Annotated in this window: 18 protein-coding genes and 1 other annotated feature; of the genes, 1 reads left to right on the forward strand and 17 read right to left on the reverse strand. The window is 39.9% G+C overall.

The genetic code is table 11. The annotated features are described in order from the left end of the window. Positions 1–72 precede the first annotated feature (72 nt). The 17 genes from glyS to rpsU all read right to left on the reverse strand — a co-directional run bounded on the left by glyS (position 73) and on the right by rpsU (position 15,441). Positions 73–2,142: a glycine--tRNA ligase subunit beta gene (gene glyS / locus NST21_RS19310; RefSeq protein ID WP_340890746.1), complete on the reverse strand. Its 2,070-nt coding sequence runs from the start codon at positions 2,140–2,142 to the stop codon at positions 73–75. Next, the gene (gene glyQ / locus NST21_RS19315) at positions 2,129–3,025 is read right to left on the reverse strand and encodes a glycine--tRNA ligase subunit alpha (protein ID WP_053346993.1); all 897 of its coding nucleotides are present in this window, start codon (positions 3,023–3,025) and stop codon (positions 2,129–2,131) included. The genes glyS and glyQ overlap by 14 nt, the downstream gene beginning before the upstream one ends. A 187-nt stretch (positions 3,026–3,212) precedes the next feature. Next, positions 3,213–3,387: a binding site (T-box leader), on the reverse strand. A gap of 58 nt (positions 3,388–3,445) precedes the next feature. Beyond that, positions 3,446–4,198: a DNA repair protein RecO gene (recO, locus tag NST21_RS19320; RefSeq protein WP_056528660.1), complete on the reverse strand. Its 753-nt coding sequence runs from the start codon at positions 4,196–4,198 to the stop codon at positions 3,446–3,448. Positions 4,199–4,231: 33 nt separating this feature from the next. Then, on the reverse strand, positions 4,232–4,375 hold the full coding sequence (locus tag NST21_RS19325; RefSeq protein ID WP_082527684.1) for a YqzL family protein: 144 nt from the start codon (positions 4,373–4,375) through the stop codon (positions 4,232–4,234). A gap of 99 nt (positions 4,376–4,474) precedes the next feature. After that, complete coding sequence (gene era, locus NST21_RS19330; RefSeq protein WP_053346995.1) at positions 4,475–5,404, reverse strand: GTPase Era; 930 nt, start codon at positions 5,402–5,404, stop codon at positions 4,475–4,477. Then, positions 5,397–5,825, reverse strand: coding sequence for a cytidine deaminase (locus NST21_RS19335; protein WP_376102825.1), 429 nt, complete (start codon positions 5,823–5,825; stop codon positions 5,397–5,399). The genes era and NST21_RS19335 overlap by 8 nt, the downstream gene beginning before the upstream one ends. Positions 5,826–5,834: 9 nt before the next feature. Next, positions 5,835–6,212, reverse strand: a complete 378-nt coding sequence (locus tag NST21_RS19340) for a diacylglycerol kinase family protein (RefSeq protein ID WP_056528658.1) — start codon at positions 6,210–6,212, stop codon at positions 5,835–5,837. Then, positions 6,190–6,666, reverse strand: a complete 477-nt coding sequence (ybeY, locus tag NST21_RS19345; protein ID WP_053346997.1) for an rRNA maturation RNase YbeY — start codon at positions 6,664–6,666, stop codon at positions 6,190–6,192. The genes NST21_RS19340 and ybeY overlap by 23 nt, the downstream gene beginning before the upstream one ends. Further along, positions 6,663–8,834, reverse strand: coding sequence for an HD family phosphohydrolase (locus NST21_RS19350; protein WP_340890747.1), 2,172 nt, complete (start codon positions 8,832–8,834; stop codon positions 6,663–6,665). Before NST21_RS19350 ends, ybeY begins: the two co-directional genes overlap by 4 nt. 192 nt (positions 8,835–9,026) lie before the next feature. After that, positions 9,027–9,989, reverse strand: coding sequence for a PhoH family protein (locus tag NST21_RS19355; RefSeq protein ID WP_340890748.1), 963 nt, complete (start codon positions 9,987–9,989; stop codon positions 9,027–9,029). 3 nt (positions 9,990–9,992) lie between these two features. Continuing rightward, positions 9,993–11,180 (reverse strand): sporulation protein YqfD, encoded by a 1,188-nt coding sequence (yqfD, locus tag NST21_RS19360; RefSeq protein ID WP_340890749.1) that lies wholly within the window; start codon positions 11,178–11,180, stop codon positions 9,993–9,995. A 15-nt stretch (positions 11,181–11,195) separates the two neighbouring features. Continuing rightward, positions 11,196–11,480, reverse strand: coding sequence for a sporulation protein YqfC (yqfC, locus tag NST21_RS19365; protein WP_053347001.1), 285 nt, complete (start codon positions 11,478–11,480; stop codon positions 11,196–11,198). A 125-nt stretch (positions 11,481–11,605) separates the two neighbouring features. Further along, complete coding sequence (locus tag NST21_RS19370) at positions 11,606–12,109, reverse strand: hypothetical protein (RefSeq protein ID WP_340890751.1); 504 nt, start codon at positions 12,107–12,109, stop codon at positions 11,606–11,608. A gap of 22 nt (positions 12,110–12,131) precedes the next feature. Then, on the reverse strand, positions 12,132–13,136 hold the full coding sequence (gene floA, locus NST21_RS19375) for a flotillin-like protein FloA (protein WP_445670603.1): 1,005 nt from the start codon (positions 13,134–13,136) through the stop codon (positions 12,132–12,134). A gap of 44 nt (positions 13,137–13,180) precedes the next feature. After that, positions 13,181–14,500, reverse strand: a complete 1,320-nt coding sequence (locus tag NST21_RS19380) for an NfeD family protein (RefSeq protein WP_387509828.1) — start codon at positions 14,498–14,500, stop codon at positions 13,181–13,183. Positions 14,501–14,809: 309 nt separating this feature from the next. Continuing rightward, complete coding sequence (locus NST21_RS19385; protein WP_340890752.1) at positions 14,810–15,253, reverse strand: GatB/YqeY domain-containing protein; 444 nt, start codon at positions 15,251–15,253, stop codon at positions 14,810–14,812. 14 nt (positions 15,254–15,267) lie between these two features. Beyond that, positions 15,268–15,441 (reverse strand): 30S ribosomal protein S21, encoded by a 174-nt coding sequence (rpsU, locus tag NST21_RS19390; protein WP_028391853.1) that lies wholly within the window; start codon positions 15,439–15,441, stop codon positions 15,268–15,270. Positions 15,442–15,676: 235 nt separating this feature from the next. Between rpsU and NST21_RS19395 the strand changes: the two genes are divergently transcribed. Next, positions 15,677–16,609, forward strand: a complete 933-nt coding sequence (locus NST21_RS19395) for a Na/Pi symporter (RefSeq protein ID WP_340890753.1) — start codon at positions 15,677–15,679, stop codon at positions 16,607–16,609. Positions 16,610–16,613 lie beyond the last annotated feature (4 nt).

Raw genomic sequence — 16,613 nt, forward strand, 5'->3', positions numbered from 1 at the left:
TTGACCATTTAATATTTTAAGAAATCGGAAACCTTTATATAAAGTGTCTCCGATTTCGATGAATCCTTTCAATTATGAAAGGATAATTTTATTCATAGCCGCAAAGCCTGAAACTAAATCGCTAATTTCTTTCATTAGGGATAAGCGGTTATTACGGATTGCTTCATCATCTGCCATGACCATTGTATTCTCGAAATATGATTCTATTTCCGATTGAAGCGAGATAAGATGTTCAAAACGCTCTTTCTCTTTTTTAGATTCAACATATCGCAATGCTACTGTTTGATATTTTTCATAAAGCGCTTTTTCCTGCTCATTTTCAAAAGCATTCGGGTCAACTGTCACTTTATGGTCACACTTTACAGCAATATTCATAACGCGACTTAATGCTTCGAGGCTTTCTTTAAAGCCTGCTTCATCTTTTTTCGCGTCCAATACATGAGCACGTTCTACTAAAGAGTGTATAAACCCAATCTCATCGATCAGAACGGCATCAATTAAATCATAACGAATCTGCTGTTCTTGAAGTAAATGTTTTACCCGCGCTTTAAAGAAGGTAAACATGTCTGCTTTTACTTCCTCTAAATCGCGTTTTAGAAGACCTTTTGATTCAAGTCCTTTAAGTCCTAGAGTAATAAGCTCTTCTAAAGAGATATTCCATTTTTTCTCCGCTAAAATTTGAACAACACCGCTTGCCTGTCTTCTCAATGCGTATGGATCCTGGGAGCCGGTTGGAATGACGCCAATAGCAAAGAATGATGCGAGAGTATCAATTTTTTCGGCTATACTTACAACTGCTCCAATAACAGAAGGCGGCACATTGTCATCCGCATGTCTTGGCATGTAGTGTTCATTGATTGCAGCCGCTACTTCTTTTGCTTCTCCTTTTAGGAGCGCATACTTCTCACCCATATACCCTTGTAATTCGGGGAATTCATAAACCATATGACTTACTAAATCAAATTTAGCAATTTCAGCAGCACGAACCGCCAGATCCTTTTCTGCCTTTAAATTCAAAGCATCTGCCAGAACGCCTGTCACCGCTGTTACACGGGCTGTTTTCTCAGCTAAGGTACCTATTTCTTCATGATAAACGATGCTGTCGAGTTTTTTCAAAGCATCTGCTATCTCTTTTTTCTGATCTTCTTTAAAGAAGAATGCCGCATCCGATAAACGGGCACGCAACACTTTTTCATTTCCTTTAGATACCTTTTCTAGATGACGGTCATCTCCATTACGAACGGTTACAAAGAATGCGAGTAACTTGCCGTCTTGATCTTTAACTGGGAAATAACGTTGGTGCTCCTTCATTGAAGTGATCAAAACTTCAGCTGGAAGTTCAAGGAATTCTTCTTCAAAGTGGCCAAATAACACCGTTGGGTACTCAACCAAATTATTGACTTCTTCAAGCAGATCTTCATCAACTGGGATAATCCAGCCTTTTTCCTGCTCAAGACTTTTAATCTGTTCTAAAATAACACTACGACGTTTATCTGGATTAACCATGACAAACTGGTCTCTTAACGTTGCTTCGTACTGTTCAGGAGCCTCTATCATTGCAACTTCTCCTAGGAAGCGATGTCCCTTTGTTTCACGGCCTGTTTCAACATCAGCTATGGAAAATGGCACTACTTCGTTGCCGAATAATGCAATCAGCCATTTAATCGGACGGACGAAACGAAGGTCTTGGTTGGCCCAACGCATATTTTTCGGGAACGTCATCCCGCTGATAATTTCCTGTAAATCAGATAAAAGCTGGGAAGTCGGTTGTCCTTTAATGAATTTATTTACATGGGCATATTCAATACCCTTAAGTTCTTTAAAATAAATATCCTCAGCGGTCATCCCTTGGCCTCTAACAAACCCTAATGCTGCTTTAGACCAGTTTCCTTCACTGTCCAAAGCAATTTTTTTAGCTGGTCCTTTTGCTTCTTCTTCGATATCTTTTTGTGATTCTGAAACGTCTTTTACCAATATGGCCAAACGTCTTGGTGTGGAAAAAGCTTCAACCGCTCCGAATTCAATTGCTTTTTCCTTAAGCCATTTCTGTACTTTATCTGACAACTGTTTCATAGACGCTGTCACAAAACGAGCCGGCATCTCTTCCAATCCAATTTCCAATAACAAATCACGCTTGCTCATTTGTATTCTCCCCTTTCACTTTTAGAATCGGGAAGCCTAATTTTTCCCGCTCTTCATAGAAGGTTTTGGCAACCTTACGTGCTAAGTTACGGCAGCGGGCTATATACCCCGTTCTTTCCGTTACTGAAATCGCACCTTTTGCATCCAAAAGATTAAATGTATGTGAACATTTTAAAACATAATCATAGGCAGGATGTACAAGCCCTTCTTCCATTTGGCGATGTGCTTCCTTTTCATACATTGTGAAAAGTTGAAATAACATATCAAGGTCGGATGTTTCAAACGTATATTTTGAATGCTCGTATTCCGGCTGTCCAAAAATATCCCGTACTGTAAATCCTTCTGTCCATTCTAGATCAAACACATTTTCTTTTTCCTGAATGTAGGAAGCCAGACGCTCGATTCCATATGTAATTTCCACGGAAACCGGCTTACACTCAAGACCGCCTACCTGTTGGAAATACGTAAATTGTGTAATTTCCATTCCATCAAGCCAAACTTCCCAGCCGAGACCAGCACAACCTAGTGATGGGTTTTCCCAGTTATCTTCTACAAAGCGAATATCATGCTCAAGTGGGTTAATACCTAATGCGCGCAATGAATCCAAATACAGCTCTTGGATATTGTCTGGTGATGGCTTCATGATCACTTGGAATTGATGATGTTGATAGAGACGGTTAGGATTCTCTCCATAACGACCGTCTGCTGGACGGCGGGATGGCTCCACATAAGCAACACTCCACGGTTCAGGTCCAATTGCTCTAAGGAACGTATAAGGGCTCATCGTTCCTGCCCCCTTCTCGACATCATAAGCATTCATTAATATGCAGCCTTGTTCAGACCAATGCTTTTGTAAAGTTAAAATCATATTTTGAATATTCATCGTACACCTCCAGATTATTTAAAACGCCTCTTTATGAATTAGGGACGGGAACTCCTATACCAGTAATTTTGAATCGTTTATCGGCCACGCATGCATTTCACCAATTAATTCAAGTGTTTTACCGGTCCATTCATTGTTATTCTTTCGCATTTTTGCAAACAAAAAACTCCCGTCTCTATGCGAAATGCATAGGGACGAGAGTTTACCCGCGGTTCCACCCTAATTGCCGTTAATAAACCGGCCTCTTTTCAAAGCTACATGCTCCGGAATGCCTTCCCTGTAAATCCATATCCCGGCTTTCACCATCCCGGGTTCGCTTTTTATGGAGAATGACAGATACTCTTTTCCATCAACGCAATCTTCTTATTTTAATGATTAGAATTTTATACAATCAGGCCTGGAATGTCAATAGGTCAAATCTTAAAACATATCTTTCATCGTATCAATCTGTTTTAAGAACTTTTTTGATTTTAAATGGAGGCCTGAATACTCTTCATAATAAGCATCAATGATTTTCTGCAGTTCTTTTTTCGTTTCAGGCTTAACCGAAATGTTTCCGAGCCTTGATAAATCCAAATAATAAAATATTCGCAGCAATTTAACGGCTGCGGGTGAAATTTTATAGTGATATGGGTCTTTTCCCAGACAGCGGTGACAAATAAAACCACCTTCCCGTAGCGAGAAGGAGAATTCCCCTTCTGTTTCACCACAAACAGCACATTGATTTAGTACTGGGTTAATCCCGTTGACGGGCAGCATCTTCATTTCGAAAATAAATTTCAAAACCTCCGCGTCATATTCTTCGTTTATGTAATGCAAGGTTTGCGAGAGTAATTCAAACAGATATGGATTTGGTTTCTTATCATCAACGCTTTTATCAACCAATTCAACAATGTATGAAGCATATGCAGTGGCAAAAAGGTCCTCCCTTATAAAACGAAGCGAGTCGACCATTTCTCCTTGTTGAAGACTTCCGAGTCCGCTTGATGTAGAAACAAGGAAATACCCGGAGCAAAAAAGTTGGGTGACGGCAGCAAGCCTGCTATTAGGTTTACTGGCTCCTCTAGCCATAACTCCAATTTTCCCTAGCTCACGGGTATAAATAGTAATAATTTTGTTGTTTTCTCCATATGCAGTCCGTCTTATGACAATGCCTTCACATTTTTGGAGCATACCAAGACACCACCCATGCTTGCCAAGACTATCTTATGAAACAGGAAAATCAATATCTGCTAGCTCTTCACTCAATACTAAGGGTCTTTCCTGTCTTTCGACTTCTATCTCCTTAAACAGCAAATAGGTGTCCACATTACCTGTTTCACTAAATAACTCCCAGGTAAAATCCAACATATAAAGCCCACCTTTCATTTTTAACTAGCAATATAAATATCCGACCATATGATTAGCTTGACCTTTTTCCACACTTTCATGAAGCGTAAATTTTGCTAATTAATACTCACTCTCATTGAAACCATAATCGCGAAGTTGGCTTGCTTTGTTACGCCAATCCTTCTGTACCTTCACCCATAGTTCCAGGAATACTTTCGAGCCTAATAAATTCTCGATATCAACCCTCGCACGGCTACCGACTTCTTTCAACATTTTCCCTTGCTTACCAATGACAATACCTTTTTGTGAATCACGTTCTACCACAATCGTAGCCATAACATTAATCGTATCACTGTTATCCATTTTTTTTATTGAATCGATAACAACAGCCACTGAATGGGGAATCTCCTCCCTAGTCAGGTGCAGAACTTTTTCGCGGACCAATTCGGAAATAATAAAACGCTCCGGATGATCGGTTACTTGGTCAGCTGGATAAAACTGTGGACCTTCAGGAAGATGCTCCTTGATTTGCTCAAGCAGTGTATCGACATTATTGCCCTCAAGCGCTGAGATTGGAACGACGGCCGCGAACGGATAAAGCTTTTGATATTTCTCAATAATTGGAAGCAAATCATCAGGGTGCATAGCATCAATTTTGTTGACTACAAGGAAAACAGGTGTTTTTACGGTTTGTAGTTTTTCAATGATAAACTCATCACCACGTCCGTATCCTTCTGTCGCATTAATCATGAAGAGAATCAAATCGACCTCTTTCAATGTATTTGTTGCTACCTTCATCATAAAGTCCCCAAGCTTATGCTTCGGTTTATGAATACCCGGTGTATCAATGAATATCATTTGTGAATCGTTTTGTGTAAGTACACCTTGAACCTTGTTTCTAGTTGTTTGCGGTTTATCACTCATAATGGCAATTTTTTGACCAATAACCCGATTCAAAAATGTACTCTTGCCAACATTAGGTCGTCCTATAATTGAAATAAAACCTGATTTGTAACCTTTTACTTGTGTTTCGTCAAATAGTTTATTCATTTAAATCCTCCGGTGAAAAAGCTCCTGGAAGCAATTCCTGTACTGTTAGTTCTTTAATATCCCCGTTTAAGTTGGTTAAAACAACCATCATATCTTGTTCACATAGTTCTGAAATAACCTGCCTGCACGCTCCGCATGGAGAAACTGGACGATCAGTATCTGCCACGACTGCTAGTTTTGTGAACTTCTTATCATTATGGGCATAGGCACTAAATAAAGCGGTTCTTTCTGCGCAATTGCACATACTATATGCAGCATTTTCTATATTGCACCCATGATAAACCTTACCATCGGCAGTTAATAAAGCAGCCCCTACTTTGAATTTTGAATAAGGTACATAAGCCTTTTCCCTTGCTTTTTTAGCTTCCTCGATCAATTCATTCGTATTCAATTCACATCTTCCTTTCAAATTGGATACCATTTCAACCACCTATAGACCAAACTTCGGCAAAAAGATAATCAATCCAACTATTATAGAAAATATAGCATATATGAATACAGCTCCCGCTGCAATATCTTTTGCCTGCTTAGCAAGGGGATGGATTTGGTCTGTTACCAGGTCTACAACCCTTTCAATCGCTGAATTAACGAGCTCTAATGTAATCGTACCAGCAATGGCAGCCAAAATGAACAGCCATTCCATCCCATTCAATGAAAAATACCAACCAAAGAATACGACGATTACTGTTAATACGAAATGAATCTTTATATTACGTTCTGTTCGAACTGCTTCCAAAATCCCCTGACAGGCAAACGAGAAGCTTTTTATTAAAGGATACTTTTTTTTATCCTTCTCTTGAAAGTCCATATTCTTCCAAGATCTCCTTTTGTTTAGTAAACATCACTTTTTCATCTTCTTCAGTCATGTGATCAAAGCCTAGTAAATGAAGAAAACCATGAAGAGCTAAAAACCCAAGTTCACGGTCAAAAGAATGTCCGTATTCTTCTGCCTGCTCCTTTGTACGCTCAATGGAAATGATAATATCACCAAGCATACGAGGCATTTCGGCCCCGATAATTTCCACTTCATCTTCACCCATCTCTTCCAGTGCAAAAGAAATGACATCGGTAGCTGCATCTTTATGGCGATATTCTTTATTGATTTCCTGAATTCTTTTATTATCTACAAAAGTGACAGACAGTTCCGTATCTTCTTCAATATTTTCTTTTTTAGCCGCAAATTGCAGAATACTTTCAACAAGGTTCTGAGCTTTTTCCGTAACTTCGTTCGTTTCATCCATTAAATCGATTGCTAAAATCATTCTTTCACCTTCTGTCCTAATTTATCCGGCTCCGGATATTCAATCCTAGAGTGGAAGATACCATTAAGCGATTCACATAAGGAATGCTTCACAATACTTAATTCTCTCATAGTAATGTCACATTCATCAAATTGACCGTCTTGAATTCGGTCCTGAATAATAAAACTTACCAGCTCTTCAATCTTCTCAGGTGTAGGGTGCTGCATCGATCTCACCGCGGCCTCTACACTATCAGCAATCCCTATGACAGCGACTTCCTTCATTTTCGCCCTTGGGCCTGGGTAACGGTAACAGGCTTCAACTGTCGAATCATCCTGCTTCTTCGCCTTATGATAGAAAAATTTCAATAAAGTAGTCCCGTGATGTTGCTCCGCAATATCAACAATCTCTTTCGGGAATCTATGACTGCGCAACATCTCTCCACCATCAACAGCATGGGCAATGATGATATCCCTACTCGTTTCCGGCTGCAGTCGATCATGCGGGTTTTCCTCATTCATCTGATTCTCGATGAAAAAATGCGGACGTTTCGTCTTGCCTATATCATGATAATAACTGCCGACCCTTGCAAGCAATCCATTTGATCCAATAGCTTCACAAGCTGATTCCGCTAAATTGGCCACCATTACACTATGATGGTAAGTCCCTGGCGCTTCAATTAAAATTTTTCGTAGTAAAGGGTGGTTTGGATTTGAAAGTTCGATTAGCTTCATCGATGATAAGATCCCGAAACCTGCCTCAAAAAACGGTAACAGGCCCATTGTCAAAACAGCTGAACCCACTCCCGATCCTATAGCTGCAGCAGCATAGTACAAATACTCCATTTTAGTATAATGCCCGTCCATTATAAAGATAAGCGAAAATACAAATGCCATATTGATTAAAGACATCAGAAGTCCTGCAATCAGAACTTTTGATTTGAAATTGGGGCGCGATAATATAATGATTGCCGCCAAACCCCCGAAAATAATATAAAGTCCCATAGAGAAATCTAGATTTCCAGGTGTATCACCATTAAATATAATCGTACCATACGAACCTAATAAAATAATCATTGCTACAGCTAGCTTATCATTCAATAAAATCTTAATAAGCATAGCCGCCATGGCACCTGGGAAAATGTATTCCAAATTCGAATTTTTAAGATCTGCCAAAACACTGACAGTTTTCATAGTTGCCATTGAAAGGATAAAGACAAGACTGAAGATCAATAACTGATTGTATTTGTTATCCCTTTTGGAAATTGAAAAGTAAAAAAAGTAATAAAAAGCTCCAAAAGTTAAAAGGATAAATAGCAGTAGCCCAATATAAGGATAAATGGTAGACTCTGTACTTAAAAAACCTGCCAGTTCAAGTTGCCTGTACACATCCCGGTCTACTAACTGATTTTCTTCAACAATAATCTGCCCCTGAAGAATTCTAATAGGCTCTACGCTTTCGACTGCTTTCCTACGTTGCTCCTCGGTTTTATCCTTATCGAAAAACACATTTTGGATGATTGCCGTGCGTGCAAGGGAATTAGAGGCTTTTTTCATATCGCTATTAATGCTCATATACCCTAATTCTTCTACAACCTTTTTCTTGGCATTTTCGACATCACTGGCCGCAATTCGTGAGCTCATCACATTATTAACAGCCGTGATCGTTGAGTCTTTTGCAATTTTCAACTCATCTTCATCCGCCTGTACTAAAGCAAGGAAAACAGAATCCTCAATATTTCTATTGACTTCATCTGTCAATTTTTCTTTTAAAATGGAAACCTTCTGAGCATCAGTTTTTATTGGTTCCTTTTTATCTTCCTTTCCTTCCTCTTTTTTATCTCTTTCAGGATCTGTTTCTTTATTCACCTCAATCGCCGAATCAAAAATGGATGAAATCAGATCTACTTTATTTTTGGCGTATTCTTTTTTTAATGTATAGACATCCGCCACTTGTTTTGAAATCTCTTCTTTTTCTTGTTCGGTCTTATATGTATCTTCTACAGTCTTTGTTGAACGAATAGTTTGTTCTGCCGGCTTAAAAAGCTCTACCTGGACTTTTTCCGGTTTGACATTGGAAAACATTAATCCATACGCAAACAAACCAAGTATCAGAAACAACAGTACTTGAAAAAAACGATGGACCAATAGCCCCTTTATTTTAGTGAAAAATTTCTGGATACGATTCAAGGAAGGTCCTCCTATAAGAAAGTGATGTAATATTCTAGATATGTAAAATCATAACAGTTTTCTTGTTAATTTTCACCCTGGTTATGATAAATGTAAAGCTTCTTCCGTTCTATTTCTACTTTTTGCTAATAAAGACACATAATCTACACACAGCACGAAAAATCCGCCGAGTGGAATTGGCGGATTTTTTTCTTATTCCTTTGCCTGCTCGTAAGCAGTAATGATTTTGGCTACAAGTGGATGTCTTACAACATCAATTTGTTCAAAATAAACAAATGAAAGACCTTTAACATTTTTCAAGATTTCTTCAACCCGAACCAAACCAGACTTCATTCCTTTGGGAAGGTCAATCTGTGTACGGTCTCCCGTAATGACCATCTTTGAACCGAATCCAAGCCGAGTTAAGAACATCTTCATTTGGGCTTCAGTCGTATTTTGTGCCTCATCCAAGATGACAAATGCATCTTCAAGCGTACGTCCCCTCATGTAGGCAAGAGGAGCAATTTCAATCGTTCCACGTTCTATCATCCTTTGGGTCTGTTCCATCCCCAGAAGGTCATGTAGGGCGTCATATAACGGCCGTAGGTACGGATCTACTTTTTCCTTCAGATCTCCTGGCAGGAAACCTAGGCTTTCACCCGCTTCAACAGCCGGTCGAGTCAAGATAATTCTTTTAACATGGCCATTTTTTAATGAATTAATCGCCATCACTACAGCAAGGTAGGTCTTCCCGGTTCCAGCAGGTCCAATTCCAAATACTAAGTCTTGCTTCTTTATAGCTTGAATATAGTATCTCTGACCGATTGTTTTGACTTTAATGGATTTCCCTTTAGCTGTTTTAGCGATTTCCTCTTCATATAATTCACCGAAATATTCCAAGGTCCCTTTTCTAGCCAATTCAATTGCATATAGAACATCCCTGGAACTGATTGTAATTCCTTTTCTAATTACTGTTAATAGTGCTTTCAATATTTCCTGACCCATTGTTACCCGCTCGATTTCTCCAGCAACACTGATTGCTTCACCTCGGGTAATAACTGAAATTCCAAGCTCTTCTTCAAGCACTTTTACATTTGAATCTCCATTGCCCAATAAAGCAATTGCTTCATTAGGTGATTCTATTTCTAGCTTAATTACTTTCACATCATCTGCCATTCGTTAGTCTCCTTGAATGATTGGCTGTCCAATCGCTATATCTTCAATAACTTGGTAATGTATAGATAATTTAACTTTACCATTCTCTATGCTTTCGTGCAAAATTTTTTCTCCCACGATTTCATCTTCCTCATCGAGCAGCTTTTGCAAATCGGCTCGGGCCATTTTTTTACCTTCCTTTATCGCTTCTTCCTTCGTATAACTTCGGACAATATCATCCTTGCTCCTTAAGGTCACAACTTTATAGGAAATAGGCAGTTCCCATTGAAGAAAGTGAAACGGCCTCACAGTCGTTTCTTTTTCCTGTTTTTCATATCCCGGATCTTTGAAACCCCAGATTGGCAAAGAAAAGCTACTCATTTTTATATAGTGCTTACTCGTTTCATTTCCGTTTAAAACAGAAAATTTAGTTTTCAATGGAACCTTCACTTCCGCCTTGTACCAGGTTTTCCCTTTTATTACTCCCTGAGCTGATACAATTTCCGGCTTGTCTTCTTTCCCTATCACACCTGAAACAAGAAGCTGCCCTTTGCCGACATAATCATTTACGTTTACTATAGATTGTCCTTTTTTTACGAACAAATCAGTGATTATTGCTTTTTTCGAAGCTACCAAATTCTGTGGAGACGTTTTCTCGATTTCTTTCGGCTGCCGTTTTTCAACAACTCTAAAATGGTAAGTTGTCCCCTTCAGCTCAACTCCCACCCACGTTAATGCGCCAATCCGATCAGATAGTTTACGCTGGATTGTATCCACATCATCAACAAAAAATTGCACCTTACCAATTTTCACGCCCATCTTGTCCAACTCTTTTCGGATGGCATGCTCGGTTGCCGGCTTTGCATCTTGCACGTCAATGCCCCAAACCATATTGGAAAGTACAAAAATGCAAAGCAGGAAGGCAATTAGACCAGCCAAAAACCCGCTATTTTTCATAACTCTCTTCAATAGGAACGGAACGCCTTTTCCCTGCATGAACTTTACTTTGCAGTCACTTTTACGCATAACCTGACGGAGCTTTGGAATATCTCTAAAATCCATATGAAAAATTAGAGATTCACTTCCAACACGCTTCACATCCCAGATATGAAGCCCTCTCCTTGTCAGCATGTTAATCAACCGTTCCGCACCTCTGCCATATGCCTTCACTTTAACATAGCCTGTATAGTAGTTTGTCCATTGGTTTTTCATGGAGACCTCCCGGGATCATTCATTGATAAAATATACCTTGTCAATCTTGCCTTCTAGCATGATTTCTTCCGGCAAAATCGTCTTAATGACAAAGGCTGTTCCCTTTATTAGCAACTGACCATTTTTCAGCATCAATCGTACTTCACTGTCAGTAAAAGCTAATAAGCCACGATGATTTTCAATATAAATATGTAATTGTCCGATCATAGTAATTCGCGGCAGGTCCATCATGACATCTTGCGGAAGGTCCATTGTTTTGGTCATAAGCTGTTTCATTTTTTTTCCCCAATTACGAGCCATAAAAAAGAACCCCCTTTCATCTCAATGTATGAAATGAAAGAGGGTTCTAGCACAAAATTATAAAGGAACAAAAGTCTATTTTTTTATTGCATCAAATACATAATGCAAACAGGTCCCCTATCGAGTTATCTCCTTGACCTCTGCAGACTGCGCTTTGCCCTTGGCGGGCCCAACACCTCTGACATGATAATTCCATCAATCAGCTGCTTTTTGCCATAAGATGGACCTTTACGATAGACTGAACTGCTGTTATCTGAAATCGCTGATGTAATTTGATCAGCCTTTGCTTTTTGATACAAACGCTCTTGATCGTATTTCTGCTGCAGACGCCTAAGCTCCGCAATCCTTTTGTTAGCTTCAGTTTTCGTCTCATCGATAACTTCAGCAGCCTGAGTTGCCTGCTGTTCGACTTTCCTTACGGGAGCAGGTGTAGGCCTTTGCTGTTGATTACCTTGTGCCATTTCACCTTGAAGCTCCCGGATGACCTCCTGCCATTTCTTTTTCGGAGGCGTGTTTGGATCATCACTTTGCTGAGGCTGCTTTTTCTTTCCTAACATGGACGTTAAAATACCGATCAAGACAATGATAAGGAATGGGTTCTTGAGAAAGAAATCAATAAAATCTCCCATTTAAAGACCTCCCTTCCCTGATCTAAATATTATTATTGTTATTATTATTATTGTTAATGTTGTTATCTTTTGGATTGTCGGATATTTTACTGATGGAATCACGCATATCCGTATCAGCCGTGATATTTTGGATATTCATATAATCCATCACTCCAAGGTTTCCACTTTTTAGTGCATCTGCCATAGCCAACGGAACTTCCGCTTCGGATTGGACAACCTTCGCTCGCATTTCCTGAACGCGGGCAACCATTTCCTGTTCAAGCGCAACAGCCATGGCACGTCGTTCTTCTGCTTTTGCCTGGGCAATTTTCTTATCCGCTTCGGCTTGGTCTGTTTGCAAGATCGCCCCGATGTTTTTCCCGATATCCACTTCAGCGATATCAATGGAGAGAATTTCAAATGCTGTTCCTGAATCCAACCCTTTTGATAAAACTGTTCTTGAAATCAAATCGGGATGTTCCAGTACATCCGTGTGCATTTTCGAAGCACCAATTGTCGATACGATCCCTTCCCCTACACGGGCAATGATCGTCTCTTCACCGGCACCACCGACTAGACGTTCAATATTGGCACGAACCGTGATCCTTGCCTTCGCTTTTACTTCAATCCCATTCATTGCTACACCAGAGATGAACGGAGTTTCGATCACTTTCGGGTTAACACTCATTTGAACAGCTTGCAGTACATCACGACCAGCAAGATCAATAGCCGCACCTCTTTCGAAAGGTAACACGATATTCGCACGTTCCGCAGCAATTAATGCATTCACGACGCGATCGACATTACCGCCTGCAAGATAATGGCTCTCCAATTGATTCGTTGAAACATTGATTCCAGCCTTATGGGCCTTAATAAGAGGATTGACAACTCTGCTTGGTATAACTCGACGAAGCCTCATACCCACCAATGTAAATATACTGATTTTGACTCCTGCCGCTAAAGCAGAAATCCATAACATTACTGGTACGAATGTGAAAAACACTGCCAATACGATGATAGCAGCAATCACTGCCAGTACAATAAAAATCGTTCCTGAAGTTATCACTTAATGATTCATCCTTCCTGTATCTTTTAATTTGATTCCGGAATTTCCCGGACGACAACCCTAGATCCTTCAACTTTAACAATTATGATTGACGAACCTTTGGAAACAAAACTTCCTTCAGTCACGACATCAACTCTTTCATCATTAATCAAAGCTGTTCCTGAAGGCCTTAAATCTGTAAGGGCCTTCCCTTCAACACCTAATAAATCCACTCGATTCGGATTGCTCACATACCCTTGTTCCGTTTTTGTTGCATCGGTTAATATCATTTTCCTGAAAAATTTCATCTGTTTTCCAAACACCTTTACAAGTAGGATGAATACCAAAATGGATACGGTAATCGCAATTAGCAAGGAAATCGTCATATGAACAGGATCACCTGATGCGAGGAATAGACTTCCCACAATCGAGGTAAACCCAAGCAGCCCGATAATCCCCCCTGGGACAAAAAATTCTACTAGTACAAGAATGATTCCAATAATGAACAATGCTAACGATTCGTACCCGGTGATACCTGCGACAAGATGGCCATAAAAGAACAACACAAGACTGGAAATCCCTATAACACCCGGAATTCCAAAACCAGGTGAAAACAATTCAATCACAATCCCGATTCCTGCTATTGTTAATAAAATAGGAATGACAATTGGATTGGTCAAAAAGCGGGCAAGTTTCTCAGGAAAGCTTTCTTCGATAGATCGAATATCGGCATCCTCAACCCCAAGTATACTATACAGCTCTTCTATCCCAGAAACGGTACCTTCACTATAGCCAGCCTTTTTAGCCTGTTCCGCTGTAAATGTCAGCAGCTTTCCGGTTTCTGCACCATATTCAGGAAGGTTGATGTCTTCATCCGCCATCGCCTGGGCAAAAATCGGATCGCGTCCATTTTGTTCAGCAGCAGTCGTCATGGCAGCAAGCCAATAAGATTGCGCTTTCTTTCCTGCAGCGTTTCCTGATGAATCAATAACAGCTGCCGATCCCATCGTCGCACTCGGAACCATATAGATCTCATCGGCACTCAGAGAAATATAGGCGCCTGCAGAAAGAGCTCTGTTATTGACGTAGGCAACTGTCTTTATTGGTGAATCGGACACTAACTTAGCAATTTTCCCTGCCGCATCAACAGCACCACCAGGGGTATTCACCTCGAAAACGACAAGATCTGCATTAGCGGCTTCTGCAGTGGTCAACGCACGCTCTAAAAAAGCAGAGAGTCCCTTTTCCACCGTTTCTTCAATCGGAACATGGTAAACGATCTTCTCCTTTGCAGAAACAGCCGGCACCATCAGTGAAGACATGGTAAACAGCAATCCAAATAAGAGCAAAGAAATATAACGCCAAATTTTCAACGGAACGCCTCCTTTCCCGTACTTAACGCTGTAAGCGGCCTCCGATTTTCCGAAGAATACTTACTAGATAAATTCAGCCCGTAACTAAAAATTGAATAAGAGGCCCCTGCAAATGAAGCTACCCTTTACTCTGTTCCTTAGTTATTACGTATGTATATGAAAAAGGTTTCAAAAAAAGCAAATAAATTTAAAAGTATCCATAATATCTCGCCATTTGTCCCAATAATATACGCATAAATATTGTAATCTAATCCTTTAATACACAAAAACCACAGGCAATTTGCCTGCGGTTAGGTTTCGAGTTTAAGATAGATGTTGTTGTACTAAGTTGTTTACTAGAGAACCATCTGCTTTACCTTTAACTTTAGGCATTAAAGCTCCCATAACTCTCCCCATATCTGCTTTGGACGTTGCATTGACTTCTTCAATTGTTTTTTTAACAATTTTAGAAATCTCTTCTTCTGAAAGTTGCTCAGGCATATATGCCTCTACGTATACTAGTTCGGTGCGGACTTTATCCACGAGATCGGAACGACCTGCGTTTTCAAACTCCTGGAGGGAGTCTTTGCGTTGTTTTAATTCGCGAGAGAGCACTGTCAATTCTTCATCATCTGTTAAATCTTGTCTCAGCTTTAGAGCTTCGTTTTGAATAGAAGCTTTCAGCATCCGAATAACAGATAGTTTGTCCTTTTCCTTGTTCTTCATCGCTTGTTTCATATCATTATTTAAACGCTCGAGAAGACTCATCTTTCCACCCTCTCTTAGAATTTACGTTTTCTTGCAGCTTCAGACTTTTTCTTACGTTTTACGCTTGGTTTTTCATAAAATTCACGCTTCCTAGCTTCCTGAAGCGATCCTGCTTTAGATACAGTACGTTTGAAACGACGAAGAGCATCTTCAAGCGATTCGTTTTTACGAACGACGGTTTTAGACATCTCTTTCCCTCCCTCCGAAAACAACACACTAACTCAAGTTGTCAACATGTTATACATGTACTAAACAATTATAATATATCATCTTTAACAGGTCAACCAATAAAATCAAACTTATTTCGAATATTATCATGTTTATGTCATAATTTTTCACAAAACAATCATCCTAGAGCAAAGAAATCCTTTTTATAGCATGTCTACCCCCTTTGGACCATAAGCTGATTAAGGGGTGAGAGTCATGTATGAGCTAATTTTATTTCTATTATTCATTGCGATATTTTTAGCCGGTATGGCTGTTTTACGTATCGGATTGTTCAATATGTCCGGTGCTGCATTAAAAACTTTCCTCTCAAAGGTAACAGATAGACCCTGGAAAGGTTTTTTTGCCGGTACCATTTTTACAGGAATCCTCCAGAGCAGCTCAGCGGTCATGGTTATGACGGTCGGCCTTGTTTCTGCAGGAAGTTTAACTTTCCCACAAACAATCGGTATTATTCTAGGAACAAATATCGGCTCTACCTTCACAGCAGAATTTATGACCATTTCCTTGGATCGTTGGATAATTCCTGGTGTCATCAGTGGTGCTATTCTTTGTTTAATGCCAAAAGTATTATCGAAAAGCGCTGGGATGTCCCTGATCGGTATCTCAGCTATCTTCGCAGCGATGAGTGGCTTTAAAATGCTTTCGAAACCTATTGCAGTCTATCCATCGGTTCAGACTCTAATCAGCAACATAGAGGATCATATGAGTATTGCTCTATTGGCTGGTATCTTGTTAACGGCAATGATTCACTCTAGCTCCGCGACTATAGGAATAGCAATGAGCTTTTTAATGAGCGGGGAGTTATCCGTCTCTTCCGCCATTATCATGATGCTCGGCTCTAATATAGGCACTTGTATCACCGGCTACATGGCCAGCATCGGTTCTGGTAGACAAGCTGCTTTTACAGCTTATGCACATATTTGGTTAAATGTAATCGGAGTTGCAGCTTTTCTCCCTCTTGTGGACGTCCTAGAACGAACAGCTGCTTTTTTCACCGATGATAAGGGTACACAACTCGCGCATGCTAGTGTTATTTTCAATATCGTGACTTCCTTGATCGTTTTACCATTTGCACGCCAATTTTCCAACTTTATTTTATTGATCCATCGTCCGCATATAAAAAAATAAGCCG

It is taken from the genome of Peribacillus sp. FSL K6-1552 (genome assembly GCF_038005205.1).
Taxonomy (GTDB): Bacteria; Bacillota; Bacilli; order Bacillales; family DSM-1321; genus Peribacillus; species Peribacillus butanolivorans.

What these genes read in the sequence shown, in the direction of transcription:
- glyS (WP_340890746.1), bottom strand. Translation starts at nt 2,142, where the DNA reads ATGAGCAAGCGTGATTTGTTATTGGAAATTGGATTGGAAGAGATGCCG.
- glyQ (WP_053346993.1), bottom strand. Translation starts at nt 3,025, where the DNA reads ATGAATATTCAAAATATGATTTTAACTTTACAAAAGCATTGGTCTGAA.
- recO (WP_056528660.1), bottom strand. Translation starts at nt 4,198, where the DNA reads ATGCTCCAAAAATGTGAAGGCATTGTCATAAGACGGACTGCATATGGA.
- NST21_RS19325 (WP_082527684.1), bottom strand. Translation starts at nt 4,375, where the DNA reads ATGTTGGATTTTACCTGGGAGTTATTTAGTGAAACAGGTAATGTGGAC.
- era (WP_053346995.1), bottom strand. Translation starts at nt 5,404, where the DNA reads ATGAATAAACTATTTGACGAAACACAAGTAAAAGGTTACAAATCAGGT.
- NST21_RS19335 (WP_376102825.1), bottom strand. Translation starts at nt 5,825, where the DNA reads ATGGTATCCAATTTGAAAGGAAGATGTGAATTGAATACGAATGAATTG.
- NST21_RS19340 (WP_056528658.1), bottom strand. Translation starts at nt 6,212, where the DNA reads ATGGACTTTCAAGAGAAGGATAAAAAAAAGTATCCTTTAATAAAAAGC.
- ybeY (WP_053346997.1), bottom strand. Translation starts at nt 6,666, where the DNA reads ATGATTTTAGCAATCGATTTAATGGATGAAACGAACGAAGTTACGGAA.
- NST21_RS19355 (WP_340890748.1), bottom strand. Translation starts at nt 9,989, where the DNA reads ATGGCAGATGATGTGAAAGTAATTAAGCTAGAAATAGAATCACCTAAT.
- yqfD (WP_340890749.1), bottom strand. Translation starts at nt 11,180, where the DNA reads ATGAAAAACCAATGGACAAACTACTATACAGGCTATGTTAAAGTGAAG.
- yqfC (WP_053347001.1), bottom strand. Translation starts at nt 11,480, where the DNA reads ATGGCTCGTAATTGGGGAAAAAAAATGAAACAGCTTATGACCAAAACA.
- NST21_RS19370 (WP_340890751.1), bottom strand. Translation starts at nt 12,109, where the DNA reads ATGGGAGATTTTATTGATTTCTTTCTCAAGAACCCATTCCTTATCATT.
- NST21_RS19385 (WP_340890752.1), bottom strand. Translation starts at nt 15,253, where the DNA reads ATGAGTCTTCTCGAGCGTTTAAATAATGATATGAAACAAGCGATGAAG.
- rpsU (WP_028391853.1), bottom strand. Translation starts at nt 15,441, where the DNA reads ATGTCTAAAACCGTCGTTCGTAAAAACGAATCGCTTGAAGATGCTCTT.
- NST21_RS19395 (WP_340890753.1), top strand. Translation starts at nt 15,677, where the DNA reads ATGTATGAGCTAATTTTATTTCTATTATTCATTGCGATATTTTTAGCC.